At 71.5% G+C, this 20303-nt stretch carries 17 protein-coding genes; 5 read left to right on the top strand and 12 right to left on the bottom strand.

The genetic code is table 11. The features are described 5' to 3' along the window. Positions 1-206 precede the first annotated feature (206 nt). From mltG to FVE25_RS43260, 8 genes are all read right to left on the bottom strand, one after another. Positions 207-1445, bottom strand: a complete 1239-nt coding sequence (gene mltG, locus FVE25_RS43295) for an endolytic transglycosylase MltG (protein ID WP_246268352.1) — start codon at positions 1443-1445, stop codon at positions 207-209. A 434-nt stretch (positions 1446-1879) separates the two neighbouring features. Next, on the bottom strand, positions 1880-2362 hold the full coding sequence (ruvX, locus tag FVE25_RS43290; RefSeq protein ID WP_157253327.1) for a Holliday junction resolvase RuvX: 483 nt from the start codon (positions 2360-2362) through the stop codon (positions 1880-1882). 1 nt (position 2363) lies between these two features. Then, entirely contained in the window at positions 2364-5036 is a 2673-nt protein-coding gene (gene alaS / locus FVE25_RS43285) for an alanine--tRNA ligase (protein WP_157253326.1), read from the bottom strand. Positions 5037-5055: 19 nt separating this feature from the next. Then, positions 5056-5286 carry a hypothetical protein gene (locus FVE25_RS43280; RefSeq protein ID WP_157253325.1) on the bottom strand — a complete coding sequence of 77 codons (231 nt, stop codon included), beginning with the start codon at positions 5284-5286 and terminating at the stop codon, positions 5056-5058. Further along, positions 5283-5669: a DUF948 domain-containing protein gene (locus FVE25_RS43275; RefSeq protein WP_246268350.1), complete on the bottom strand. Its 387-nt coding sequence runs from the start codon at positions 5667-5669 to the stop codon at positions 5283-5285. The genes FVE25_RS43280 and FVE25_RS43275 overlap by 4 nt, the downstream gene beginning before the upstream one ends. 108 nt (positions 5670-5777) lie before the next feature. Continuing rightward, on the bottom strand, positions 5778-6164 hold the full coding sequence (locus FVE25_RS43270) for a VOC family protein (protein WP_246268345.1): 387 nt from the start codon (positions 6162-6164) through the stop codon (positions 5778-5780). 5 nt (positions 6165-6169) lie between these two features. Then, positions 6170-7411: a replication-associated recombination protein A gene (locus FVE25_RS43265; RefSeq protein WP_246268367.1), complete on the bottom strand. Its 1242-nt coding sequence runs from the start codon at positions 7409-7411 to the stop codon at positions 6170-6172. A gap of 69 nt (positions 7412-7480) precedes the next feature. Continuing rightward, a complete protein-coding gene (locus FVE25_RS43260; protein ID WP_157253322.1) occupies positions 7481-7930 on the bottom strand; it encodes a DUF2231 domain-containing protein in 450 nt (149 codons plus the stop codon). 145 nt (positions 7931-8075) lie between these two features. Here FVE25_RS43260 and FVE25_RS43255 point away from each other — a divergent pair, with 145 nt between their 5' ends. The 3 genes from FVE25_RS43255 to FVE25_RS43245 all read left to right on the top strand — a co-directional run bounded on the left by FVE25_RS43255 (position 8076) and on the right by FVE25_RS43245 (position 11451). Continuing rightward, positions 8076-8975, top strand: coding sequence for a peptidylprolyl isomerase (locus FVE25_RS43255; protein WP_157253321.1), 900 nt, complete (start codon positions 8076-8078; stop codon positions 8973-8975). A gap of 72 nt (positions 8976-9047) precedes the next feature. After that, positions 9048-10244, top strand: coding sequence for a cytochrome P450 family protein (locus tag FVE25_RS43250; RefSeq protein WP_157253320.1), 1197 nt, complete (start codon positions 9048-9050; stop codon positions 10242-10244). 10 nt (positions 10245-10254) lie between these two features. After that, positions 10255-11451: a cytochrome P450 family protein gene (locus tag FVE25_RS43245; RefSeq protein ID WP_246268343.1), complete on the top strand. Its 1197-nt coding sequence runs from the start codon at positions 10255-10257 to the stop codon at positions 11449-11451. A 17-nt stretch (positions 11452-11468) separates the two neighbouring features. Here the strand turns inward: FVE25_RS43245 and FVE25_RS43240 are convergent, their stop codons facing one another. From FVE25_RS43240 to FVE25_RS43225, 4 genes are all read right to left on the bottom strand, one after another. Further along, complete coding sequence (locus FVE25_RS43240; RefSeq protein ID WP_157253318.1) at positions 11469-14228, bottom strand: DEAD/DEAH box helicase family protein; 2760 nt, start codon at positions 14226-14228, stop codon at positions 11469-11471. A gap of 63 nt (positions 14229-14291) precedes the next feature. Further along, the gene (gene aspS / locus FVE25_RS43235) at positions 14292-16022 is read right to left on the bottom strand and encodes an aspartate--tRNA ligase (protein WP_157253317.1); all 1731 of its coding nucleotides are present in this window, start codon (positions 16020-16022) and stop codon (positions 14292-14294) included. Then, the gene (hisS, locus tag FVE25_RS43230; RefSeq protein WP_157253316.1) at positions 16019-17278 is read right to left on the bottom strand and encodes a histidine--tRNA ligase; all 1260 of its coding nucleotides are present in this window, start codon (positions 17276-17278) and stop codon (positions 16019-16021) included. The genes aspS and hisS overlap by 4 nt, the downstream gene beginning before the upstream one ends. Continuing rightward, complete coding sequence (locus tag FVE25_RS43225; protein WP_157253315.1) at positions 17278-17958, bottom strand: MBL fold metallo-hydrolase; 681 nt, start codon at positions 17956-17958, stop codon at positions 17278-17280. The genes hisS and FVE25_RS43225 overlap by 1 nt, the downstream gene beginning before the upstream one ends. Positions 17959-18097: 139 nt before the next feature. Between FVE25_RS43225 and FVE25_RS43220 the strand changes: the two genes are divergently transcribed. Both FVE25_RS43220 and FVE25_RS43215 read left to right on the top strand, forming a co-directional pair. Next, positions 18098-18976, top strand: a complete 879-nt coding sequence (locus tag FVE25_RS43220) for a peptidylprolyl isomerase (RefSeq protein WP_246268341.1) — start codon at positions 18098-18100, stop codon at positions 18974-18976. A 60-nt stretch (positions 18977-19036) separates the two neighbouring features. Next, positions 19037-20266 (top strand): DUF349 domain-containing protein, encoded by a 1230-nt coding sequence (locus tag FVE25_RS43215; RefSeq protein ID WP_157253313.1) that lies wholly within the window; start codon positions 19037-19039, stop codon positions 20264-20266. The last annotated feature ends 37 nt before the right edge of the window (positions 20267-20303 follow it).

Raw genomic sequence — 20303 nt, 5'->3', positions numbered from 1 at the left:
CGCTGGCCAATCTCCCGGTATGACCGGCCTGACGTCAAGACCGGCGGAGGTTACCGAGCGAAACAGGGGAGACCACCGGCCATACGCAGATGACCAGCGGCGATTACTCTGGGTGACCATGCTAGGGGACGCCGGCAGTGCGCGTGCCCCTTCTGCTGGGCGGCGCAGGGGCAGCCCCTGCGGGGTGGGGGGTGTCCCGACGAGCATCAGTTGGTCCCGAGGTATTCGTTCAGCTCTTCCCGGTATCTCACGAACTCGCTCTCTTTATCGGTGAATTTCGTGATTCTATGCGTCGGATTGGTGGTGACAAACCAGTACCAATCACCCTTGGCAGGGTTCAAAGCCGCCATCAGCGCCTTCTCCCCGGGATTGGCGATCGGCCCCGGCGGCAGCCCCGCGCGCAGGTAGGTGTTGTACGGCGAGCGCACCCGCGTGTCCTTCACCGACACCTTCAACGTCCGGCGGCTCTGGGCGTAGGTCACCGTGCTGTCCATCTGCAACGGCATCCCCTGCTCCATCCGGTTGTAGATCACCCTGGCGATCTTCGGATAGTCGGCGTCCCTGCCGCCCTCGGCCTCCACGATGCTGGCCACCGTCACCACCTCCAGCGGCGTGAGGTTCACCTCCGGCGCCCTCTCGGCCAGTCTGACGTCCTTGGCCGCCGCCGTGAACCTGGCCACCATCGCCGCCAGCACGTCGGCGACCGTGGAGCCCGGCTCGATCTCGTAGGTTGCCGGGAACAGGAACCCCTCCACCCCCCTGGCGTACTCCGGCAACCCCAGCAGTTCGGTGTCGATCGAGCGCAGTTCCTCCAGCGACAGCCCGCCCAGCCTGGCCAGGCGCAGGAACACCTCCTCCGCCCGCATCCCCTCCGGCACCGACACCCTCGTGACCACGCGCGTCTCCGGCCGCAGCAACATGTCCACGGCCGCGCCGGCGGCCATCCCCTTGCGCATCCGGAAGTGCCCGGGACGCAGGTGCTCGGCCACCGCCTTCTGCTCGGTGGCGTTGATGAACGACCGCACGCTCGCCACCACGCCCGCCGAGGTCAGCGTCGCCCCGACCTCTCCCGCGCTGGCGCCGGGCAGAATGCGCACGGTGACCGCGCCGCTGCCCTGCCCCTCGAAGTCCTCAGGCATCAGGTACGGCCTGGCCACCAGGTAGCCGCCGGCGCCCGCCGCCACCATCGACACCGCGACCCCGGCCACCAGCAGGCCCTTGGCCCGCCAGGAAGTGCCGGGATGAACCGGCAGCGGAGCCGTCTCCTCGCCGCCGTCCGGCCCGTCCGATTCCCAGGGACTCCTCAGGCCGGCGCCCAGCGGCTCCCACCCGACCTCGCCGCCGAAGACCTCGTCACCGGAGGCGGCACCCTGCTGAGGCGAACCGCCGTCCCCATCGGAGCGCGGCGCCCTGCCAGGCCAGGGGGCTCCCCCTTGGGGCGGCACCGCTCCCGCGAGGCCACCGGCTCGGCCCGCAGCGGGCCACCCGTCCACGGCCAGACCCTGGGACGAGGCCCCCTGTTCAGGGACGAACGGCCCCGCACCCTGCCCGGAACCGGGCAAGGCCACACCGCCCTCCCGCTCGGGAGCAACCGGGCCACGGCCCTCTCCCTCGGGAGCAACCGGAACACCGCCCTCTCCCATAGGAGCAACAGGAACACCACCCTTCGGAGCTGGAGGAACCTGGACACCGCCCTCCAGCACGGGAGGAACCTGGACACCGCCCTCCAGCACAGGAGGAACCGGGGTGACCTCCCCCCGCTCAGGCGAGAACAGGCCCGCCTCGCCTTCCTGATCGTCCTCCCGGGCGGAGGCGGAGCCGGACGGCTCGTCGCCGGCCCGGGGCTCCGGACCGGCTCCTGCCGGGTGTGCGGGCCCGGTCACCGGGCAGGCCCGTCGTCCGCCGCTTGCGGCGGATCGACGGGTCTGCCCGGCGGTTCGCCGGTGGCGCGCTCACGGTCGAGCGCGTCCTGCAACAGCACGACGGCGGCCGCCTGGTCGACGACCCCGCGCTGCTTCTTGGCCTTGACGCCGCTGGCCCGCAGCCCCTGCTGGGCGGCGACCGTGGTCAGCCGCTCGTCGAAGAGCCGGACCGGCGTGGGCGCCAGCCGTACGGCGAGCTCCCGCGCGAAGGCCCGGGCCAGTTCGGCGGCCTGCCCCTCGCGGCCAGACAGCGACGTGGGCAGCCCCACGATCACCTCGATCGCCTCGTGCTCGGCGGCGATCGCCGCGATCCTGGTGAGATCGCCCTTGCCGCGTTTGACGGTTTCAACCGGCGTGGCCAGCAGACCGGATGGGTCGCTGCGGGCCACGCCGATGCGTACGGACCCGACGTCGACGCCGAGTCTGGTGCCGAACCTCATCTCAGGTGAGCTGCTCACCGATGGAGCGCTCGACGGCCTGCAGCGCCTCGTCGATCGCCGCCACGTCGGTGCCGCCGCCCTGCGCGACGTCGTCCTTGCCGCCACCGCCACCCCCAAGTGCCTTGGCGGCGACGCCGACCAGTCGCCCGGCCTTGAGACCACGCTCGCGTCCCGCCTCGTTGACTGCGGCAACCACGACCGGCCGCTCGGAGGGAGCTCCGGCGATCACGACGATCGCCGGGCGGTCGGCCGGGAACCTGCCACGCACATCAAGCGCGAGCTTACGCAGATCGTCGGGGCCGGTTCCATCAGGCGCGCGGTGCGCCACGAAGGAGACTCCTTGCAGGTCACGGGCCTGCGTGGCGAGTTCGCCGGCGATCTGGAGCACCTGCGCCGAGCGCAGCTTCTCCAGGTCCTTCTCGGCCGCGCGCAGCCGGGAGACGATGCCCTCGACGCGCTCGGGCAGCTCTTCGCGGCGGGCCTTGAGCTGCTCGGTGAGCTGGGCCACGAGCAGGCTCTCCTTGGCCAGGAAGCGGAAGGCGTCGATGCCGACCAGCGCCTCGACGCGGCGCACGCCCGCGCCGACGGACTGCTCGCCGAGCACCTTGACCAGGCCGAGCTGGCCGGAGCTGTGGACGTGGGTGCCGCCGCACAGCTCGCGGGAGTAGTCGCCGATCTCGACGACGCGCACCTCGTCGCCGTACTTCTCGCCGAACATCGCCAGCGCGCCCATCGCCCGCGCCTCGGCCTGCGTGGTGTAGAAGGCGTTGACCTTGAGGTCGTTGATGAGGACGGCGTTGACCTCGTCCTCGACGTCGCGCAGCACGCTGGCCGGCACGGCGCCGGCGGCGGTGAAGTCGAAGCGGAAGCGGCCCGGGGAGTTCTCGGAGCCGGCCTGCGCCGCGGTCTCGCCGAGCGCGTTCTTGAAGCCGCGGTGCACCAGGTGGGTGGCGCTGTGGCTGCGGGAGATCGCGCGGCGGCGCTCGACGTCGATCTCGGCCTGTGCCTCGTCGCCGACCCTGATCTCGCCCTCGCGGACCCGGCCGCGGTGCACGACGAGGCCGCCGAGCGGCGACTGCACGTCGAGGATCTCGACCTCGCCGCCCGCCGTGCGGATGACGCCCTGGTCGGCGAGCTGGCCGCCGCCCTCGGCGTAGAAGGGGGTACGGCCCAGCACGACCTCGACCGTGGTGCCCTTGCCCGCGACCGGGACGGTGCCGCCGTCGACCAGGATGCCGATGATGGTGGAGTCGGCCTCGGTGGCGTCGTAGCCGAGGAAGTCGACCTTGCCCGCCTTCTCCAGCAGGGTGCCGAAGATGGAGATGTCGGCGTTGCCGGTCTTCTTGGCCTTGGCGTCGGCCTTGGCGCGCTCCCGCTGCTCCTTCATCAGGCGGCGGAAGCCGTCCTCGTCGACCTTGAGCCCCTGCTCGGCCGCCATCTCCAGGGTGAGGTCGATGGGGAAGCCGTAGGTGTCGTGGAGCTGGAATGCCTGGTCGCCGGAGAGCGTGCTGCCGGACTTGCGCTTGGTCTCCTCGACCGCGACGTCGAAGATGGCGGTGCCGGTGCGCAGCGTGCCGAGGAAGGATGCCTCCTCGGCGTCGATGACCGCGTGGATCTGCGGCGCGTCCACCTTGAGCTCGGGGTAGGTCTCGCCCATCGCGTCGATGGTGACCGCGGTGAGCTCGTGCATGTAGCGCTCTTCGCCGGAGCCCAGCAGGCGCAGGTTGCGGATGGAGCGGCGCAGGATGCGGCGCAGGACGTAGCCGCGGCCCTCGTTGCTCGGCGCGACGCCGTCGGCGACCAGCATGGTGCCGGTGCGGACGTGGTCGGCGATGACGCGCAGGCTCACGTCGGCGCGCGCGTCGCGGCCGTAGCGGGTCTTGGTGAGATCGGCGGCCTTGTCGAGGATCTTGTAGGTGGTGTCGATCTCGTAGAGGTTGTCGACGCCCTGCAGGATCGTGGCCATGCGCTCCAGGCCCATGCCGGTGTCGATGTTCTTGGCCGGCAGCTCGCCCGCGACGTCGAAGTCGGTCTTCGTGCGCACCGCGCTGAGCTGGTACTGCATGAAGACGTTGTTCCAGACCTCGAGGTAACGGTCCTCGTCGGCGACCGGGCCGCCGTCCCTGCCGTACTCACGGCCGCGGTCGTAGTAGATCTCCGAGCAGGGGCCGCCGGGACCGGGCACGCCCATGTGCCAGTAGTTGTCCTCCAGGCCGCGGCGCTGGATGCGCTCCATCGGCACGCCGACCTTGTTGTGCCAGATGTCGATCGCCTCGTCGTCGTCGAGGAAGACCGTGACCCAGAGCTTCTCCTCGGGGAAGCCGAAGCCCCCGTCGGACTCGGCGCCGGTCAGCAGCTCCCAGGCGAAGGGGATCGCCTGCTCCTTGAAGTAGTCGCCGAAGGAGAAGTTGCCGAGCATCTGGAAGAAGGTCGCGTGCCGCGTGGTCTTGCCGACCTCTTCGATGTCGGGCGTGCGCACACATTTCTGCACGCTGGCCAGCCGGGCCGCCGGAGGCTTGCGCTGCCCCAGGAAGTACGGCTTGAACGGGACCATGCCCGCAGGTACCAGCAGCAACGTGGGGTCTTCGGCGATCAGGCTGGCCGAGGGCACTACTTTGTGCCCACGCTCCTCGAAGAAGCGCAGGAAGCGGCGAGCGATTTCTGCCGACTCCATATCAGCCATCCTTTGCTGTTCAGTGGTGGTTGTCAGGGTCGCTGAGCCCGAAGCGGGCCCGCAACACGGTTTCGCGCTCGGCGGCCTCGCCGAGCGCGTCCGAGGTAAAGTCTCTCACCTGCTCAAGGAGCCTTGTCGCATGGTTTGCGGTACGGCGAGCGACATGGTTGGGATGCAGGGCCTGCAGCCGGCGCATCACCCAGACGGCGGTCAGCGCCCCGAGCGACAGGTAGAACAGGCGGCGGATCATTTCTCCCGCCCCACCTGACGGCGCGGGCGGCGAGCCTGGATCGCCCTGCGCACGCCGTGGCTGAGCGCCGAGATCTTGATCAGCGGCCCGGTGAAGACGGTCTCCGTGATCGCGCTGAGCTTGGCGGCGTGGGAGCTGACCTGCTTGACGTCCTTGGTGATCGCCTCGACCGCGACGAGCTGCCGGTTGGTCTCGTTGACCGTGAGCGTGACGTCTTCGAGCAACGGCACCACCCGCTCGTTCAGGTCGGAGACCATCTTGGTGGTCTCGGTGAGCAGGCGGGCGAGCTTGACGAGCACCATGGCCAGCACGCAGACCAGGACTATCCAGCCCGTGGCGGCGATCAGCCCGGCAACCTCTCCAGCGGTAAGCACTCCGCTCATCTCCCTCTTACGCTGGGCCGGAACGCCAAGACCCTATCGCGTCCGCCGGACAGCCGAGGGCATCACGCCCGCGCCCGCCGTCGTTCCGGCCTTCGGAACGGCCGGGGGTCAGCCCGCCGAGCGGACCAGTTCGACCTCGAAGCCCGCCGAGTTCTCCAGGTAGGCGGCGTGGTGCTGAGCCCCGCCCGCGTAGGGGTGACGGTCGGCGAACATCAGCGTCCAGCCGTGCTCCCCGGCCTCCTTGGCCAGCACGTCGGGGTCCTCGACGTGGAAGGCCAGGTGGTTGAGCCCGGCGCGCATGCGGTCATGGCGGCCGGCGACCCGGGCGGGCGACTCCTCGACCACGATGTAGGTGCCCCCGAGCAGCCACGACCGCCCGCCCTCCCAGCTCTGGAACTCGGTGTAGCCCAGCCGGGCGAACAGCCAGGCGAAGCCCGGCAGGGCCTCCTCCAGCGAGTCGACCCACAACTCCACGTGGTGCAGGGTGCCGTGCACGCGGCTCACTCCCCTCGCAGGAAGGCGCGGATCTTGGCCCAGCGCTCGGCGACGGGCCCCTCCGCGCCGTGTTTGGTGGGCTCGTAGTAGCGCCGCGAACGCACCTGCTCGGGCGCGTAGTCCTGGCGGACCAGGCCGTGGTCGAAGTCGTGCGGGTACTTGTAGCCGTCGCCGTGGCCGAGCTTGGCCGCGCCCGGGTAGTGGGCGTCGCGCAGATGGCCGGGCACCTGGCCGATGAGGCCCTTGCGCACGTCTGCCGCGGCGGCGCCGATGGCCTTGACCACGGCGTTGGACTTGGGCGCCAGCGCGCAGTGGATGACCGCGTGGGCGAGGTTGATCTGCCCCTCGGGCAGGCCGATGAGCTGGACGGCCTGGGCGACGGCCACCGCGGTCTGCAGGCAGGTGGGGTCGGCCAGGCCGACGTCCTCGGAGGCGAAGATGACGATGCGGCGGGCGATGAAGCGCGGGTCCTCCCCCGCCTCGATCATGCGGGCGAGGTAGTGGAGGGCGGCGTCGGCGTCGGAGCCGCGCATCGACTTGATGAAGGCGCTGATGACGTCGTAGTGCTGGTCGCCCTGGCGGTCGTAGCGCACGGCCGCCTTGTCCACCGCCTTCTCCACGACCTCGACGGTGATGTCGTCGGCCAGCAGCGCCGCGGCCTCCAGGTAGGTCAGGGAGCGCCGGGCGTCGCCGCCCGCCAGCCGTACCAGATGGTCGAGGGCCTCGGGGGCCAGGCTCGCGCGCCCGCCCAGGCCGCGCTCCTCGGCGACGGCGCGCTCCAGGACGGCGCGGATGTCGTCGTCGGACAGCGACTCGAGCGTCAGCAGCAGCGAGCGGGACAGCAGCGGGGAGATGACCGAGAAGTACGGGTTTTCGGTCGTGGCGCCGATGAAGGTGACCCAGCGGTTCTCCACCGCGGGCAGCAGCGCGTCCTGCTGGGCCTTGTTGAAGCGGTGGACCTCGTCGACGAAGAGCACGGTCTGGCGGCCGCTCATGCCGAGTTCGCGCCGGGCGTTGTCGATGGCGGCGCGCACGTCCTTGACGCCGGCCGAGACGGCGGAGATCTCCACGAAGCGGCGCTGGGTGACGTTGGAGACGACGTAGGCCAGCGTGGTCTTGCCCGTGCCCGGCGGCCCCCACAGGAACAGCGACATCGGCGCTTCGCTCTCGACCAGCCTGCGCAGCGGCGTGCCCGGGCCGAGCAGGTGCCGCTGGCCGATGACCTCGTCGAGCGTGCGCGGGCGCATGCGCACCGCCAGGGGCTGCGGCGTCGCCTCCTCCGCCGCCGAATCGAACAGGCTATCCACAAATCGAGACTACAGGCTCCACACCGCTCTCGCTCCCGAGTCGCCCGCGCGGAAGACGTAGTACGCCGAGACCATGGCGGCCGCCACCGTCAGCCCGGACAGGACCATGGCCACCGTCTTGTTGCGGGCGGCGAAGACCAGCAGCAAGGAGAGCACGCCGAGCGCGACGGTGGAGATCAGCAGGGGTACGGCGAAGCTCTGGTGGGTGGTCAGGCGCTCGCCCAGCACGCCGTCGACGTCGGCGAAGCGGACCTGCTTCAGCCGCAGCCCGCTGCGCCAGGCGGCGAAGACGGCGGCCGGCGCGGCCACCGACAGCCCTGCCACCGCCCAGGCCAGGTGCGGGCGCCAGCGGGCCACCAGCGCGTAGACCACGGACACGGCCACGAGCAGCGGTGTCAGCACGACGGTGAAATGGATGATCAGGGGGTGGGCGGGCAGCCCGAGGATCTGGTCGAACATGGCAGCACTCCGTTCTCAATTCAACTACGTTTGCCGCAACCATCTGGTTCCCGTCACTTCTGTCACTTACGTACACCACATTCAGTGGCCGGTAGCATTCGCGGAGTTGTTTGGTCATGTGTCGGCAAAAGTGGAGGACATACCCGTGAGCGGCGACGACCGCCAGAACGAACTGGCGCGAGAGCACAAGGAGCGGCAGGCGCGTCGCGCGGCTGAGGAGAACGCCAAGGGCCGGCGCAACACCTTCATCGGCGCCGGCGTGGCCGTGGTCCTCGTGGCGGGCGGCATCGTGGCCGCGACCACCCTCTTCGGCGGCAAGGCCGAGAACGTCTCGGCGGCCTCCACGCCGTCCCCGTCGGCCTCGGCGAGCACCTCGTCGGAGCCGGAGCCGTCCTTCACCCCGAGGACGGGGCCGATCAGCTGCTCCTACACCAAGGACACCCAGGACGTCCCGAAGAAGTTCGTCGGCTTCCCGCCGAAGAAGCCGTCGGCCGCCACCATGAAGATCAAGACGATGACCGTGCGCACCAACCACGGCGACATCGTGATCGAGGTGGACCCGAAGATGACGCCGTGCACGATCAACTCGATGGCGTTCCTGGCCAAGAAGAACTTCTTCGACAACACCAAGTGCCACCGCCTGGTGACGCCGGAGAACTCCGGCGTGGGCCTGCTGCAGTGCGGCGACCCGAAGGCGCTCGCCGACGGCAAGAACCCCACCGACGGCCAGGGCACCGCGGGCTACGTCTTCGGCGACGAGGCCGCCGGCGCCATGCCGTACACCAGGGGCGTGGTCTTCCTGACCCAGCCCACCGACTCGCAGGGCCAGAACTCCAGCCAGTTCGCCATCTCGACGACGAACGAGAACGCCCAGCTCGACCCGGCCTACTCGGTGCTCGGCATGGTCACCAGCGGCATGGAGGTCATCGACAAGGTCGCCGCGGGCGGCTTCATCGTCAACCAGGACGACGTGACCGGCGACGGCGGCTCCACCGCGCCCAAGAACCCGATCATCATCAAGGACGTCGTGCTGTCCGCCAAGTGATTCACATCACATAGCGGCGAGCGGCCGCTCCCCCGGGGCCAGAGTGGATCTGGACCCTAAGGAGTGGCCGCCATGCCGGAAGACCCGCCTTTCGAGTTCTTCGCCTCCCCCGCCTTCCGGGCCGATCCGTATCCGGTGTACGCGGCCCTGCGCGCCAGGGGGCCCGTGCATCGCGTCGGCTTCCCGCCGGGTCACAGCGGATACCTGGTGGTCGACTACGAGCACGGGCGGGCGGCGCTGGCCGACCCGCGCCTGTCCAAGGACCTGCGCTCGGGGCCGCCGGGGTTCCTGGAGTCGGTCACGCAGAGCAACCAGGTCCTGGCCGAGAACATGCTCATGTCCGATCCTCCGGACCACACCCGGTTGCGCAAGGTCGCCCAGGGGGCGTTCACCCAGCGCCGCGTCGAGCGCCTGCGGCCCAGGATCGAGCAGATCACCGCCGAACTCCTCGACCGCATCCAGGACGAGGGCCACGCCGAGCTGATCTCCGCGTTCGCCTTCCCGCTGCCCATCATCGTCATCTGCGAGCTGATGGGCGTGCCGGGCGAGGACCGCGAGGACTTCCGCGCGTGGTCGGGCACGCTGGTCGAACCGGCCCACACGCCCGAGCAGCACGAAAGGCGCCGGGCGGCCAACGACGCGCTGCGCGGCTACTTCGAGGCCCTGGTCGCCGAACGCCGGGCCGCGCCCGCCGACGATCTGGTCAGCGCGCTCCTCGCCAGCCCCGAACTCGGCGGTGCCGAGCTGGTCTCCACGCTCGCGCTGCTGCTCATCGCCGGGCACGAGACCACCGCCAACCTCATCGCCAACGGCACGCTCGCCCTGCTGCGCGCGCCGGAGCAGTTCGCGCTGCTCAGGGCGCACCCCGAGCTGGTGCAGAACGCGGTGGAGGAGTTCCTGCGCCTCGACGCCCCGGTCGAGCGCGCCACGTTCCGCATGGCGCTCGAGGACCTGGAGATCGCCGGCGTGCACATCCCCAAGACCTCCTTCGTGCACGTCGCGATCGCCGCCGCCGGCCGCGACCCGGCGGCCAACGACGCCCCCGACGGGCTCGACGTGGCCCGCCCCGAACCCCGGCACGTCGCCTTCGGCCACGGCATCCACTTCTGCCTGGGCGCCCCGCTGGCCAGGCTGGAAGGTCAGATCGCCTTCACCGCGCTGCTGGAACGCCTGCCCGGCCTGCGGCTCGACTGCCGCGAGGACGAGCTGACCTGGCGCTTCAGCGGCTCGGTTCTGCGTTCGCTCTCGGCGCTGCCCGTGGCGTTCTAGGGTGAACCCCGTGCCGGAGAAACTGCCATTCGAGTTCCTGTTCACCCCCGAGTTCAGCCGGGACCCGTACGCCGCCTACGACAAGCTTCGCGAATCGGGTCCCGTGCACCCGATCGACTTCCCGCCGGGGATGAACGCGTTCCTGGTCGTCGACCACGAGCTGGGCCGCGCCGCGCTGAACGACCCCAGGCTGTCGAAGGACATCTCGGCCTTCGGCGAGTACTTCCGCCGGTTCGCCGAGGACGACGACATCCTCTTCCAGTCGAACATGCTCCAGGTCGACCCGCCCGACCACACCCGCCTGCGCCGCGTGGTCGCCAAGGACTTCACCCCGCGCCGCGTGGAAGCCCTGCGCCCGCGCGTCCAGGAGATCACCGACGAGCTCATCGACGCCATGGAGATGAACGGCAGGGCCGAGCTCATCGACGAGTTCGCCTTCCCGCTGCCCATCATCGTCATCTGCGAGCTGCTCGGCGTCCCCGCCGAGGCCCGCGAGCAGTTCCGCGAATGGTCGGGGCTGCTGGTCACCCCCGCCTTCGACGCCGAGGGGACGGCACGGCGCCGGGCGGCGGCGCGCAACATCAACGCCTACTTCGCCGACCTCATCGCCGAGCGCCGCGCCCAGCCGCGCGACGACCTCGTCACCGCGCTGGCCGGCAGCGACGAGCTGGACGAGCGCGAACTGCTGTCCACGCTCACCCTGCTGCTCATCGCCGGGCACGAGACCACCGTCAACCTCATCGGCAACGGCGTGCTCGCCCTGCTGCGCAACCCCGACCAGCTCGCGCTGCTGCGCGGGGAGCCGGAACTGCTGCCCTCGGCCGTGGAGGAGTTCCTGCGCTTCGACGGCCCGGTCGAGCGCTCCACGCCGCGCTTCGCCGCCGAGGACGTGGAACTCGGCGGGCTCGCGATCCCGCGCGGCGCGATGGTCCACATCTCGCTGGGCGCCGCCGCGCACGACCCGGCCGTCACCTCCATCCCGCACGAACTGGACATCACCCGCCAGGACAACCGCCACCTCGCCTTCGGCCACGGCGTCCACTTCTGCCTGGGCGCGCCGCTGGCCCGCCTGGAGGGGCGGATCGCCATCGGCACGCTGCTGGCCCGCCTGCCGGGCCTGGAGCTGGGCTGCGCCGACGAGGAGCTCACGTGGCGGCTGACGGGCTCGGTGGTGCGGGGCCTGACGCGACTGCCCGTCCGTTTCTGAGGCGTTCGCGGTACGGCTCAGCGCCAGGTGAGGCGGAGGGCGGTGGCCACGTCCAGCGGTGAGCCGCCCGCCTGCGCCGCCAGCAGCCCGGCGCCCTCGGGCGAGCGCGCGTAGACCGGGGCGCCGAGGCTGACCCAGCGGTTCCACGCCCTGGCGAAGGTCTCGGCGTCCTTCCTGCGCTCGCCCAGGGCCTCGGGGACGGCGTGGTGGACGACCGGGTTCGGCTCCGGCCTGCCCGCCATGAGCAGCCTGCCCTCCCGGCGCCCGGGCGTGACCAGATAGCGGGGCACCAGGTAGCGCGGCGCGACGGGCGGGGCCAGCACCTCGTCCAGCGCCAGCGTGAACAGCCGGGAGGCATCCTCGGGCACCCCGGCCAGCTCGATCCAGTAGGCGCCGGTGCCGTCCGGCTCCACGCGCACGGCCGGCGCCCCCTCGGGCAGCTTCCCCGCCGCGTGCAGCCCGTCGGCCACCGCGCAGGCGATGGCGGCCAGGTCGAAGCGCCCGGCCGCCTCGCGCAGCGCCGCCTCGCCCGCGGTGCCGCGACGGCGCCGCCGTACCAGGAGGAAGGCGAGCGCGGCGGCGGGCAGCCCGCCCAGGGCCCCCAGGGGCAGCGCCTCGAGCGTGCCCGAGGCGGCCAGCCACGCGCCCGTGCCGGCGGCCCATCCGGCCAGGCCCGCCAGCCGATGGGGCCGCCCGGCCAGCCGGGGCCTGGGGCTGATCCCGTGCTCGGCAGGTACGGCCGGCGGCGGCGCGGCCCAGTCCGCGTGCGCGGCGGCGGGCCCAGTGGCGGCCTCCACGCGCAGCGTGTGCACCGGGCGATCCTCGTACGGCGTGCCGACCCGCCACAGCGCGCGCACCCGGGCCCGGTCGGCGGCCCGCTCCAGCATGGCCACGTTGAAGCGGTCGAAGCCGGACACCGGCGGCGGGGCGTACGGCGACAGCTCCGGATGGACGTGGGCGACGCCGGCGGCGATGGTCCCCGAGTCGGTCAGCCCGAAGTAGCCGTCGTGCTTGCGCACGAACCGCTCCCAGTCGGCGTTGCCCTTGGGGTGCTCGGCGCTGACGCAGACCACCGACCAGGTGTTGGCCACCTTCTCCGGCCAGGACGGATCGGCCCGCAGCGCCCGGCCGCGCAACTGGACGACGGCTCCGGGCGTGGTGGCCTCGGTGAGGTCCACGACCGTGTTGACGCCCTTGGCGTCCCAGCCCTCGCCCAGCATCGCCCGGGTGCCGACCAGGATCGAGCAGCCGCCGGACTCCAGGAACCGGGTGGCGAGCGCGACCCAGGCGCGGCTGGTCCAGGCGCCGGTCAGCTCCACCACGCCGCCGGCTCCCGGCGCAATCGGGTCCAGGCGGGCGCTGCCCGCGCAGAACGCGGCGAAGGCGGCGGCCGTGACCGCCGGGGCGGCGACGGTGCGGCCGGTGACGAGCATGGGGTTCAGGCGCGCGGTGCGCGGGTCGGCGGCCAGCGTCTCCAGCACCAGCCGGGCCGAGCCGGCCTGCGCGTGCAGCACGCCGGACAGGCGGGCCGGCAGCGTGGCGGTGGCGCGCTCGTGGTCGCACAGCACGAGGGCGCGCAGCCGCTCCCCCAGCGCGTCGTGCTCGGCGGCGAGGATCTCGGCCACGGCCGCGGTCTTGGCCTCGCTGCGCGCCACCACCCGGTCCACCGGGGTACGGCCGGCCCGCACGCCCCGAGCGGTCAGCTGGTAGCCGATCGAGGGCAGCGCCCGGCGGATCGCCTCGACGGCGGCGGCGTCGGCGGGCTCGCCGCTGCGGCGCAGGCAGCGGCGTACGTAGTCGTCCAGCAGGCACACCCAGTCGCCGGCGGCGGGCCGGTGGCGGTGCTCCTCCCTGACCCTGGCCCCCTCGGGCAGCGGCAGCAGCCCGGCGTGGTGCAGCCGCAGGGCGGCGGCGGCCAGGGCGGGCTCCTGCCGTTCGAGCCGCTGCCAGGTCATCGTGTCGCCGCCCCGCTCGACCAGGCGCTTGTCCAGCCACTCCAGGAAGCCCACGGTGGCGAAGCCGGGGTCGAGCAGGTCGGTGGTGAGCTCGGTGAAGCGTTCGGCCTCGGCGGCCAGCCACGCCTGCTCGTGCGCGGTAGGGCAGGTCAGCCAGGCCAGCTCGGCGTAGGGGGCCAGATGGCCCTCGCGGACCACGGCGGGGATCGACGGGCCGCGCACCACCGGCCCGAACAGCTCGCCGACCAGGCCGGCCTGCGCGGGCGTGAGCCGGTCCGGCGGGGTGGCGGTCAGGCCGATCACGTACGCGTCGGGCAACTGGCGCAGGACCTCGGCCAGCAGCTCGCCCCAGGTGTCGAGCAGGTGGTGGCACTCGTCCAGCAGCAGCGTCACCTCGCCCAGCGCCGCCAGCCTGGCCACCAGCTCACGGCCCTGCGGGCGCAGCCGGTCCAGGTGGGATGGCCGCTCGCCGCCCTCCTCGTCGATCTCGGCGTCGGGGTCGAAGCTGGCCAGCGCCTGGTAGGTCAGGACCGTGACGTCGGCCTCCAGGGCGCGCGAGGTGCCGGCGCGGGCGGCCGCGCCGTACCCGTGCCATTCGGCCAGCCACTGGCCCTGAATGGCGGTGTTGGGGCCGAAGACCACGATCGGGGCGCCCAGCCTGCGGGCCGCCTCCAGCCCCGTGAGCGTCTTGCCCGCGCCCGGCGGAAGCACCACCCAGGCACGGCGCCGCCCGGCCGCGAACGCCGCCGCCAGCTCGGCCAGGGCCCGCTGCTGGTGGCGGCGCAGCGGCTTGGGCACGGCAAGGCCGGCGAACCTCAGCACGGGGGGCCTTCCACACGAAGCCGGACGCCCGCCTCCCTCACCGGGGGGCGGGCATCCGGAGGGTCACTCCTTGGGCTTGGCGTCGACGCCGGCTTCCTTGCGCTGCTCGGCCGTGATGGGCGTCGGCGCACTGGTCAGCGGGTCGAAGCCGGAGGCCGTCTTCGGGAAGGCGATCACGTCGCGGATCGACTCGCCGCCGGCCAGCAGCATGCAGATGCGGTCCCAGCCGTAGGCGATGCCGCCGTGCGGGGGCGGGCCGTACTGGAAGGCGTCCAGCAGGAAGCCGAACTTGCTCTCGGCCTCCTCCTTGGAGATGCCGAGCACGTCGAAGACGCGCTGCTGCATCTCGGCCCGGTGGATACGGATCGAGCCGCCGCCGATCTCCATGCCGTTGCAGACCATGTCGTAGGCGTAGGCCAGGGCCTCGCCGGGCTGGTCCTGGAAGTCGGCGGCGTACTCCGGCTTGGGACCGGTGAAGGGGTGGTGGACCGCGGTCCAGCCGCCCTCGCCGTCCTCCTCGAACATCGGGGCGTCGACGACCCACAGGAACGACCACAGCGACTCGTCGATGAGGCCGCAGCGGCGGCCGATCTCCAGCCGGGCGGCGCCGAGCAGGTCGCGGGAGGCGCTCCTGGCCCCGGCGGCGAAGAAGATCGCGTCACCGGGCGCCGCCTCGACGAAGGCGGCGAGCCCGCCGAGCTCCTGCGCCGAGAGGTTCTTCGCCACCGGGCCGCCCAGCGTGCCGTCCTCCTGGACCAGCACGTAGGCCAGGCCCTTGGCGCCGCGGGACTTGGCCCAGTCCTGCCAGCCGTCCAGCTCCTTGCGCGTCTGCGCGGCGCCGCCCGGCATGACGACCGCGCCGACGTACTCGGCCTGGAAGACGCGGAAGGCGGTGTCCTTGAAGTACTCGGTGACCTCGACCAGCTCCTGGCCGAAGCGCAGGTCCGGCTTGTCGGAGCCGTAGCGGGCCATCGCGTCGGCGTAGGTCATCCGGGGCAGCGGCACGGGGATCTCGTAGCCGAGGATCTCCTTCCACACCCGGCCGATCAGCCTCTCGCCGACCGCGATGACGTCCTCCTGGTCGACGAAGGACATCTCGATGTCGATCTGGGTGAACTCCGGCTGCCGGTCGGCGCGCAGGTCCTCGTCGCGATAGCACTTGGCCAGCTGGTAGTACCGCTCCAGGCCGGCCACCTGCAGCAGTTGCTTGAACAGCTGCGGCGACTGCGGCAGCGCGTACCAGCTGCCCGGCTGCAGCCGCACCGGCACCAGGAAGTCACGGGCGCCCTCGGGCGTCGAGCGGGTCAGCGTGGGCGTCTCGACGTACACGAAGCCGAGCTCGTCCATGACCTGGTTGGCCAGGAAGGTGGCCTTGGAGCGCACCCGCATGGCGTGCGCCACCGAAGCGCGGCGGATGTCGAGGTAGCGGTGCTTCAGCCGCGCCTCCTCCGACACCCCGGTGCTGCCCTCGATCGGGAACGGCAGCGGCGCCGCCTCGCTGAGCACCTCGACCTCGGCGGCGACGACCTCGATCTCGCCGGTGGGCAGATCGGGGTTGGCGTTGCCCTCGGGCCGCACGCGCACCTCGCCGACCACCTTCACGCAGTACTCCGCGCGCAGGTCGTGGGCGTGGTCCTCCTCGCGGAAGACCACCTGGGCCGAGCCGGAGGCGTCACGCAGGTCGATGAAGACCACGCCGCCATGGTCTCGGCGGCGGGCCACCCATCCTGCGAGCGTCACCTGCTGCCCGGCATGCTCCTTGCGGAGCTCCCCGGCCTTATGCGTGCGGATCACTGCACTTTCCCCTTCAGAACGTCCACGACCCGGGCCAGAGGCACCTCGGTCTGCTCAGCGGTGGTCAGGTCTTTCAGTTGTACGGCTTGCGCCGCCAGGTCACGCTCGCCCAGGATCAGCGCGAAGCGGGCGCCGGAACGGTCGGCGCCCTTCATCGCGCCCTTGAGCCCCTTGCCGCCGAAGGACATGTCGGCGCTGATGCCCGCCCGGCGTACCTCGTCCACCAGGAGGAACATCCGGCGCCTGGCGTCGTCACCCAGCGCGACACCGTACACCTGAACGCGGCTCGCGGCAGCGTCCTCCAGCAGCCCTTCGGCCTCCATGGCCAGGAACGTGCGGTCGACGCCCAGCGCCCAGCCGACGCTGGGCAGCGCGGGGCCGCCGAGCATCTCGCTGAGCCCGTCGTAGCGCCCGCCGCCGCCGACCGCCGACTGCGAGCCGAGGCCGCCGTGGACGAACTCGAAGGTGGTGCGCGTGTAGTAGTCGAGGCCGCGCACCAGCCTGGGGTCGTCGGTGAAGGCCACGCCGGTCGCGCTCAGCAGCGCCCTGACGTCCTCGTGGTAGGCCTTGCACGCCGCGCACAGGTGGTCCACGACCAGCGGCGCGCCCTCGAGCTGGGCCTGGACCTCGGGCCGCTTGTCGTCCAGCACGCGCAACGGGTTGATCTCGATGCGTTGCCGGGTGGTCTCGTCCAGGTCCAGGCCGCGCAGGAACTCCTGCAGCGCGGCCCGGTAGACCGGGCGGCACACCTTGTCCCCGAGCGTGTTGAGCAGCAGCGTGACGTTCCGCAGGCCGAGCCCGGCGAAGCCGCGCGCGGCCAGCACGATCAGCTCGGCGTCCAGCGCCGGGTCCTCGGCCCCCAGCGCCTCGGCGCCGACCTGCCAGAAGTGGCGGTAGCGGCCCTTCTGCGCACGCTCGTAGCGGTACTGGCTGCCGGAGTACCACAGCTTCACCGGCAGCTGGCCGTTGTGCAGGCCGTGCTGCAGGACGGCGCGCACGACCGAGGCGGTGCCCTCGGGGCGCAGGGTCAGCGACCTGCCCGCCTTGTCGGGGAAGGTGTACATCTCCTTCGAGACGATGTCGGTGGACTCGCCCACGCCCCTGGCGAACAACTCGGTGTCCTCGAAGGTGGGCGTCTCGATGTAGCCGTAGCCCGCCTGCCGTACCGGCGCGACCAGGGTCTCGCGCACGGCGAGGATCCGCTCCGACTTGGGCGGCAGCCAGTCAAAGGTGCCCTTGGGTGCTTGGAAGCTCATTAGATCCCTCGTGTGGGACCGGCGTGCGGCGCTGCTTCCTTCAGATAAGGGTTCGTAGCGCGCTCGCGGCCGATCGTGGTCTGTGGTCCGTGGCCCGGCAGGACGATCGTCTCATCCGGCAGCGGCAGGCACTTGGCGGCCAGGCTGCGCAGGAGGGTCGGATAGTCGCCGCCCGGAAGGTCGGAGCGGCCGATGGAGCCGGCGAACAACAGGTCACCGGAGAACATGATCTCGTCCTCGGGCAGCCGGAAGCTCACCGACCCCCTGGTATGGCCGGGCGTGTGGTCGACCACGAGCTCCAGGCCGGCGAGCTTCAGCACGGCGCCGTCGGCGAGCTCCCTGACGTCGTCGGGCTCGCTCAGCGTGATGCCGCCGAACAACTGGGCCGAGGTGCCGGACCAGCCGGCGGCCGGATCGCTCAGCAGATGGCGGTCCTCCGGGTGGATCCAGGCGGGAATGTCACGCGCGCCGCACACCGGGGCGACCGACCAGACGTGGTCGAGGTGCCCGTGGGTCAGAAGCACCGCCGCCGGCTTGAGCCGGTGCTCGCGCAGCAGCTCCTCCACGCCGTCGGCGGCCTCCTGACCAGGGTCGACGATCACGCACTCCTCGCCTGCTGCGGGCGCGACGACGTAACAATTAGTCTGGAACGCCCCTGCGGGGAACCCTGCGATGAGCATCTGCCTCAGCTGATCTTGTTGAAAAAGCCAATGGGAATGTAACCGAAGGGTACCGGTGCGGGTCGCCGGGCTGCGAACCATTACCCATTGGCCGATACGATTCGCCCACCTCAGTTGATTGACTATGGGAGGCAAAGCGGTGGCCACGGGGAAGGACCGGCAGAAGCAGCTGGCGCGCGAACACCACGAGCGGCAGTTGCAGCGCCGCATCGAGCGCGAGCAGCGAGCCAAGCGCACCGCCATCATCGGCTCCAGCATAGGCGTCGTCGTCGTGGTCGGCGGCATCGTGGCCGCCGTGGCGCTGTTCAACGGGAACTCCGGCACGGACGCGGCGAGCACGCCCACGCCGTCGGCGCCGGAGACCGGCATGCCCAGCACCTCGCCGAGCCAGGTCGCGGCGGCCGCGCCGTACGACCCGAAGACCGGCAAGTGCGGGTATGTGGCCGACAAGAACGGCACGGTGAAGGATGTCGGCATGCCTCCTGCCAAGGCGAGCGACAAGCCGGCGACCAAGACGCTGACCTTCACCACGAACCTGGGCGAGATCCAGGTGGAGCTCAACAACGCCAAGGCGCCGTGCACGGTCAACTCGCTGGAGTTCCTGGCGAAGAAGAACTACTACGACGGCAGCAAGTGTCACCGCCTTGGCAACGACAAGTTCCCGATGCTGCAGTGCGGCGACCCGACGGCCAAGGCCGACGGCAAGGGCCAGACCGACGGCATGGGCGGCCCCGGGTACGTGATGGCCGAGGAGAACCTTCAGGGCGCCGCGTACAAGCGCGGGGTGATGGCGATGGCCAAGACCAGCGCGCCCGGTTCGACCGGAAGCCAGTTCTTCCTGGTGTACGGCGACATCGGACTCACCCCGGATTACACGCCAGTCGGTACGATCACCAAGGGGCTCGACATTCTCGACAAGGTGAACAAGGCGGGCGTTATCACTCCGGGCCCGGACGGAACGGGAGCACCCAAGGAAACCCTCCAACTCAAAGACGTGACAATCTCTGGCAAGAGCTGACGTAATACAACTAGGGACGGGACGTCCCGAAGGGTCTGATGGAAAGTGCGGGAGGACACGGTGAGCACCGACCCGTGGGGCCGGGTAGACGACGACGGCACCGTCTACGTGCGTACGGCTGAGGGAGAGCGGGCCGTCGGCTCCTGGCAGGCCGGTGAACCCGAGGAAGCGCTGGCCTACTTCCATCGCAAGTACGACGAGCTGGCCGGGCAGGTGCAACTGCTGGAGCAGCGGGTCAAGGGCACCGATCTGGCGCCCGCCCAGGCCGAGGCCGGCATCGTCAAGCTGCGCGAAGCCGTCGCCGACGCCCACGCCATCGGCGACCTGGCCGCGCTGACGGCCCGCCTCGACGGGCTGTCGGAGCTGGTCGCACACCGCCGTGAGGAGGTGAAGGCCGCCCGCGAGCAGGCGCGCGTCGAGGCCAAGGCGGTCAAGGAACGCATCGTCGCCGAGGCCGAGCGCATCGCCGAGGAGACCACCCACTGGAAGTCCGGCGGCGAGCGGCTGCGCCAGCTCGTCGACGAGTGGAAGGCGGCCGACCGCATCGACCGCGCCACCGAGGCGGGGCTGTGGAAGCGGCTGTCGGCCGCCCGCACCGCCTTCGCCAAGCGGCGCAAGGCGTACTTCGCCGGGCTCGACGAGCAGCGTGAGGGCGTGCGCGCGGCCAAGGAGGCCATCGTCGCCGAGGCCGAGGAACTGGCCGACTCCACCGACTGGGGTCCCACCGCCTCGATCTACCGCGAGCTCATGCAGCGCTGGAAGGCGGCCGGCCGGGCCTCCCGCGAGGCCGAGGACGAGCTGTGGGCCCGCTTCAAGGGCGCGCAGGACCAGTTCTTCCAGGCGCGCTCGGCAGTCTTCGCCGAGCGCGACGCCTCGCTGGCGGCCAACGCCGAGGCCAAGGAGGAACTGCTCATCGAGGCCGAGAAGATCCTGCCGGTCACCGACGTGCGTGCCGCCCGCGCCGGGCTGCGCTCGCTGCTGGAGCGCTGGGAGGCCGTCGGACCGGTGCCGCGCGAGCAGCGCGACCGGCTCGAAGGCGGCCTGCGCAAGATCGACGAGGCGGTCCGCAAGGCCGAGGACGCGGAGTGGAAGCGCTCCAACCCCGAGGCCCGCGCCCGCGCCCAGAGCACCGTCGACCAGCTCCGCACCTCGATCGAGCAGCTCGAGAAGCGCCTGGCCAAGGCCCAGGCAGCGGGGCGGGCCAAGGACATCAAGGAGGCCGAGGAGGGGCTGGCCGCCCGCCGTTCCTGGCTGGAGGAGGCCGAGCGCACGCTCGCCGAATTCAGCTGAGGCCGTGCCGAGAAGGGCGCCGGCCGGAACTCCCGGC

It is taken from the genome of Nonomuraea typhae (genome assembly GCF_009760925.1).
GTDB lineage: Bacteria > Actinomycetota > Actinomycetes > Streptosporangiales > Streptosporangiaceae > Nonomuraea > Nonomuraea typhae.
This window is presented reverse-complemented; position numbering and strand designations above follow the sequence as displayed.

Coding starts and splice junctions, on each gene's coding strand:
- FVE25_RS43280 (WP_157253325.1), bottom strand. CDS start 5,286: ATGATCCGCCGCCTGTTCTACCTGTCGCTCGGGGCGCTGACCGCCGTC.
- ruvX (WP_157253327.1), bottom strand. CDS start 2,362: ATGAGGTTCGGCACCAGACTCGGCGTCGACGTCGGGTCCGTACGCATC.
- FVE25_RS43265 (WP_246268367.1), bottom strand. CDS start 7,411: ATGCGCCCGCGCACGCTCGACGAGGTCATCGGCCAGCGGCACCTGCTC.
- FVE25_RS43225 (WP_157253315.1), bottom strand. CDS start 17,958: ATGCTCATCGCAGGGTTCCCCGCAGGGGCGTTCCAGACTAATTGTTAC.
- FVE25_RS43250 (WP_157253320.1), top strand. CDS start 9,048: ATGCCGGAAGACCCGCCTTTCGAGTTCTTCGCCTCCCCCGCCTTCCGG.
- hisS (WP_157253316.1), bottom strand. CDS start 17,278: ATGAGCTTCCAAGCACCCAAGGGCACCTTTGACTGGCTGCCGCCCAAG.
- alaS (WP_157253326.1), bottom strand. CDS start 5,036: ATGGAGTCGGCAGAAATCGCTCGCCGCTTCCTGCGCTTCTTCGAGGAG.
- FVE25_RS43275 (WP_246268350.1), bottom strand. CDS start 5,669: ATGAGCGGAGTGCTTACCGCTGGAGAGGTTGCCGGGCTGATCGCCGCC.
- FVE25_RS43260 (WP_157253322.1), bottom strand. CDS start 7,930: ATGTTCGACCAGATCCTCGGGCTGCCCGCCCACCCCCTGATCATCCAT.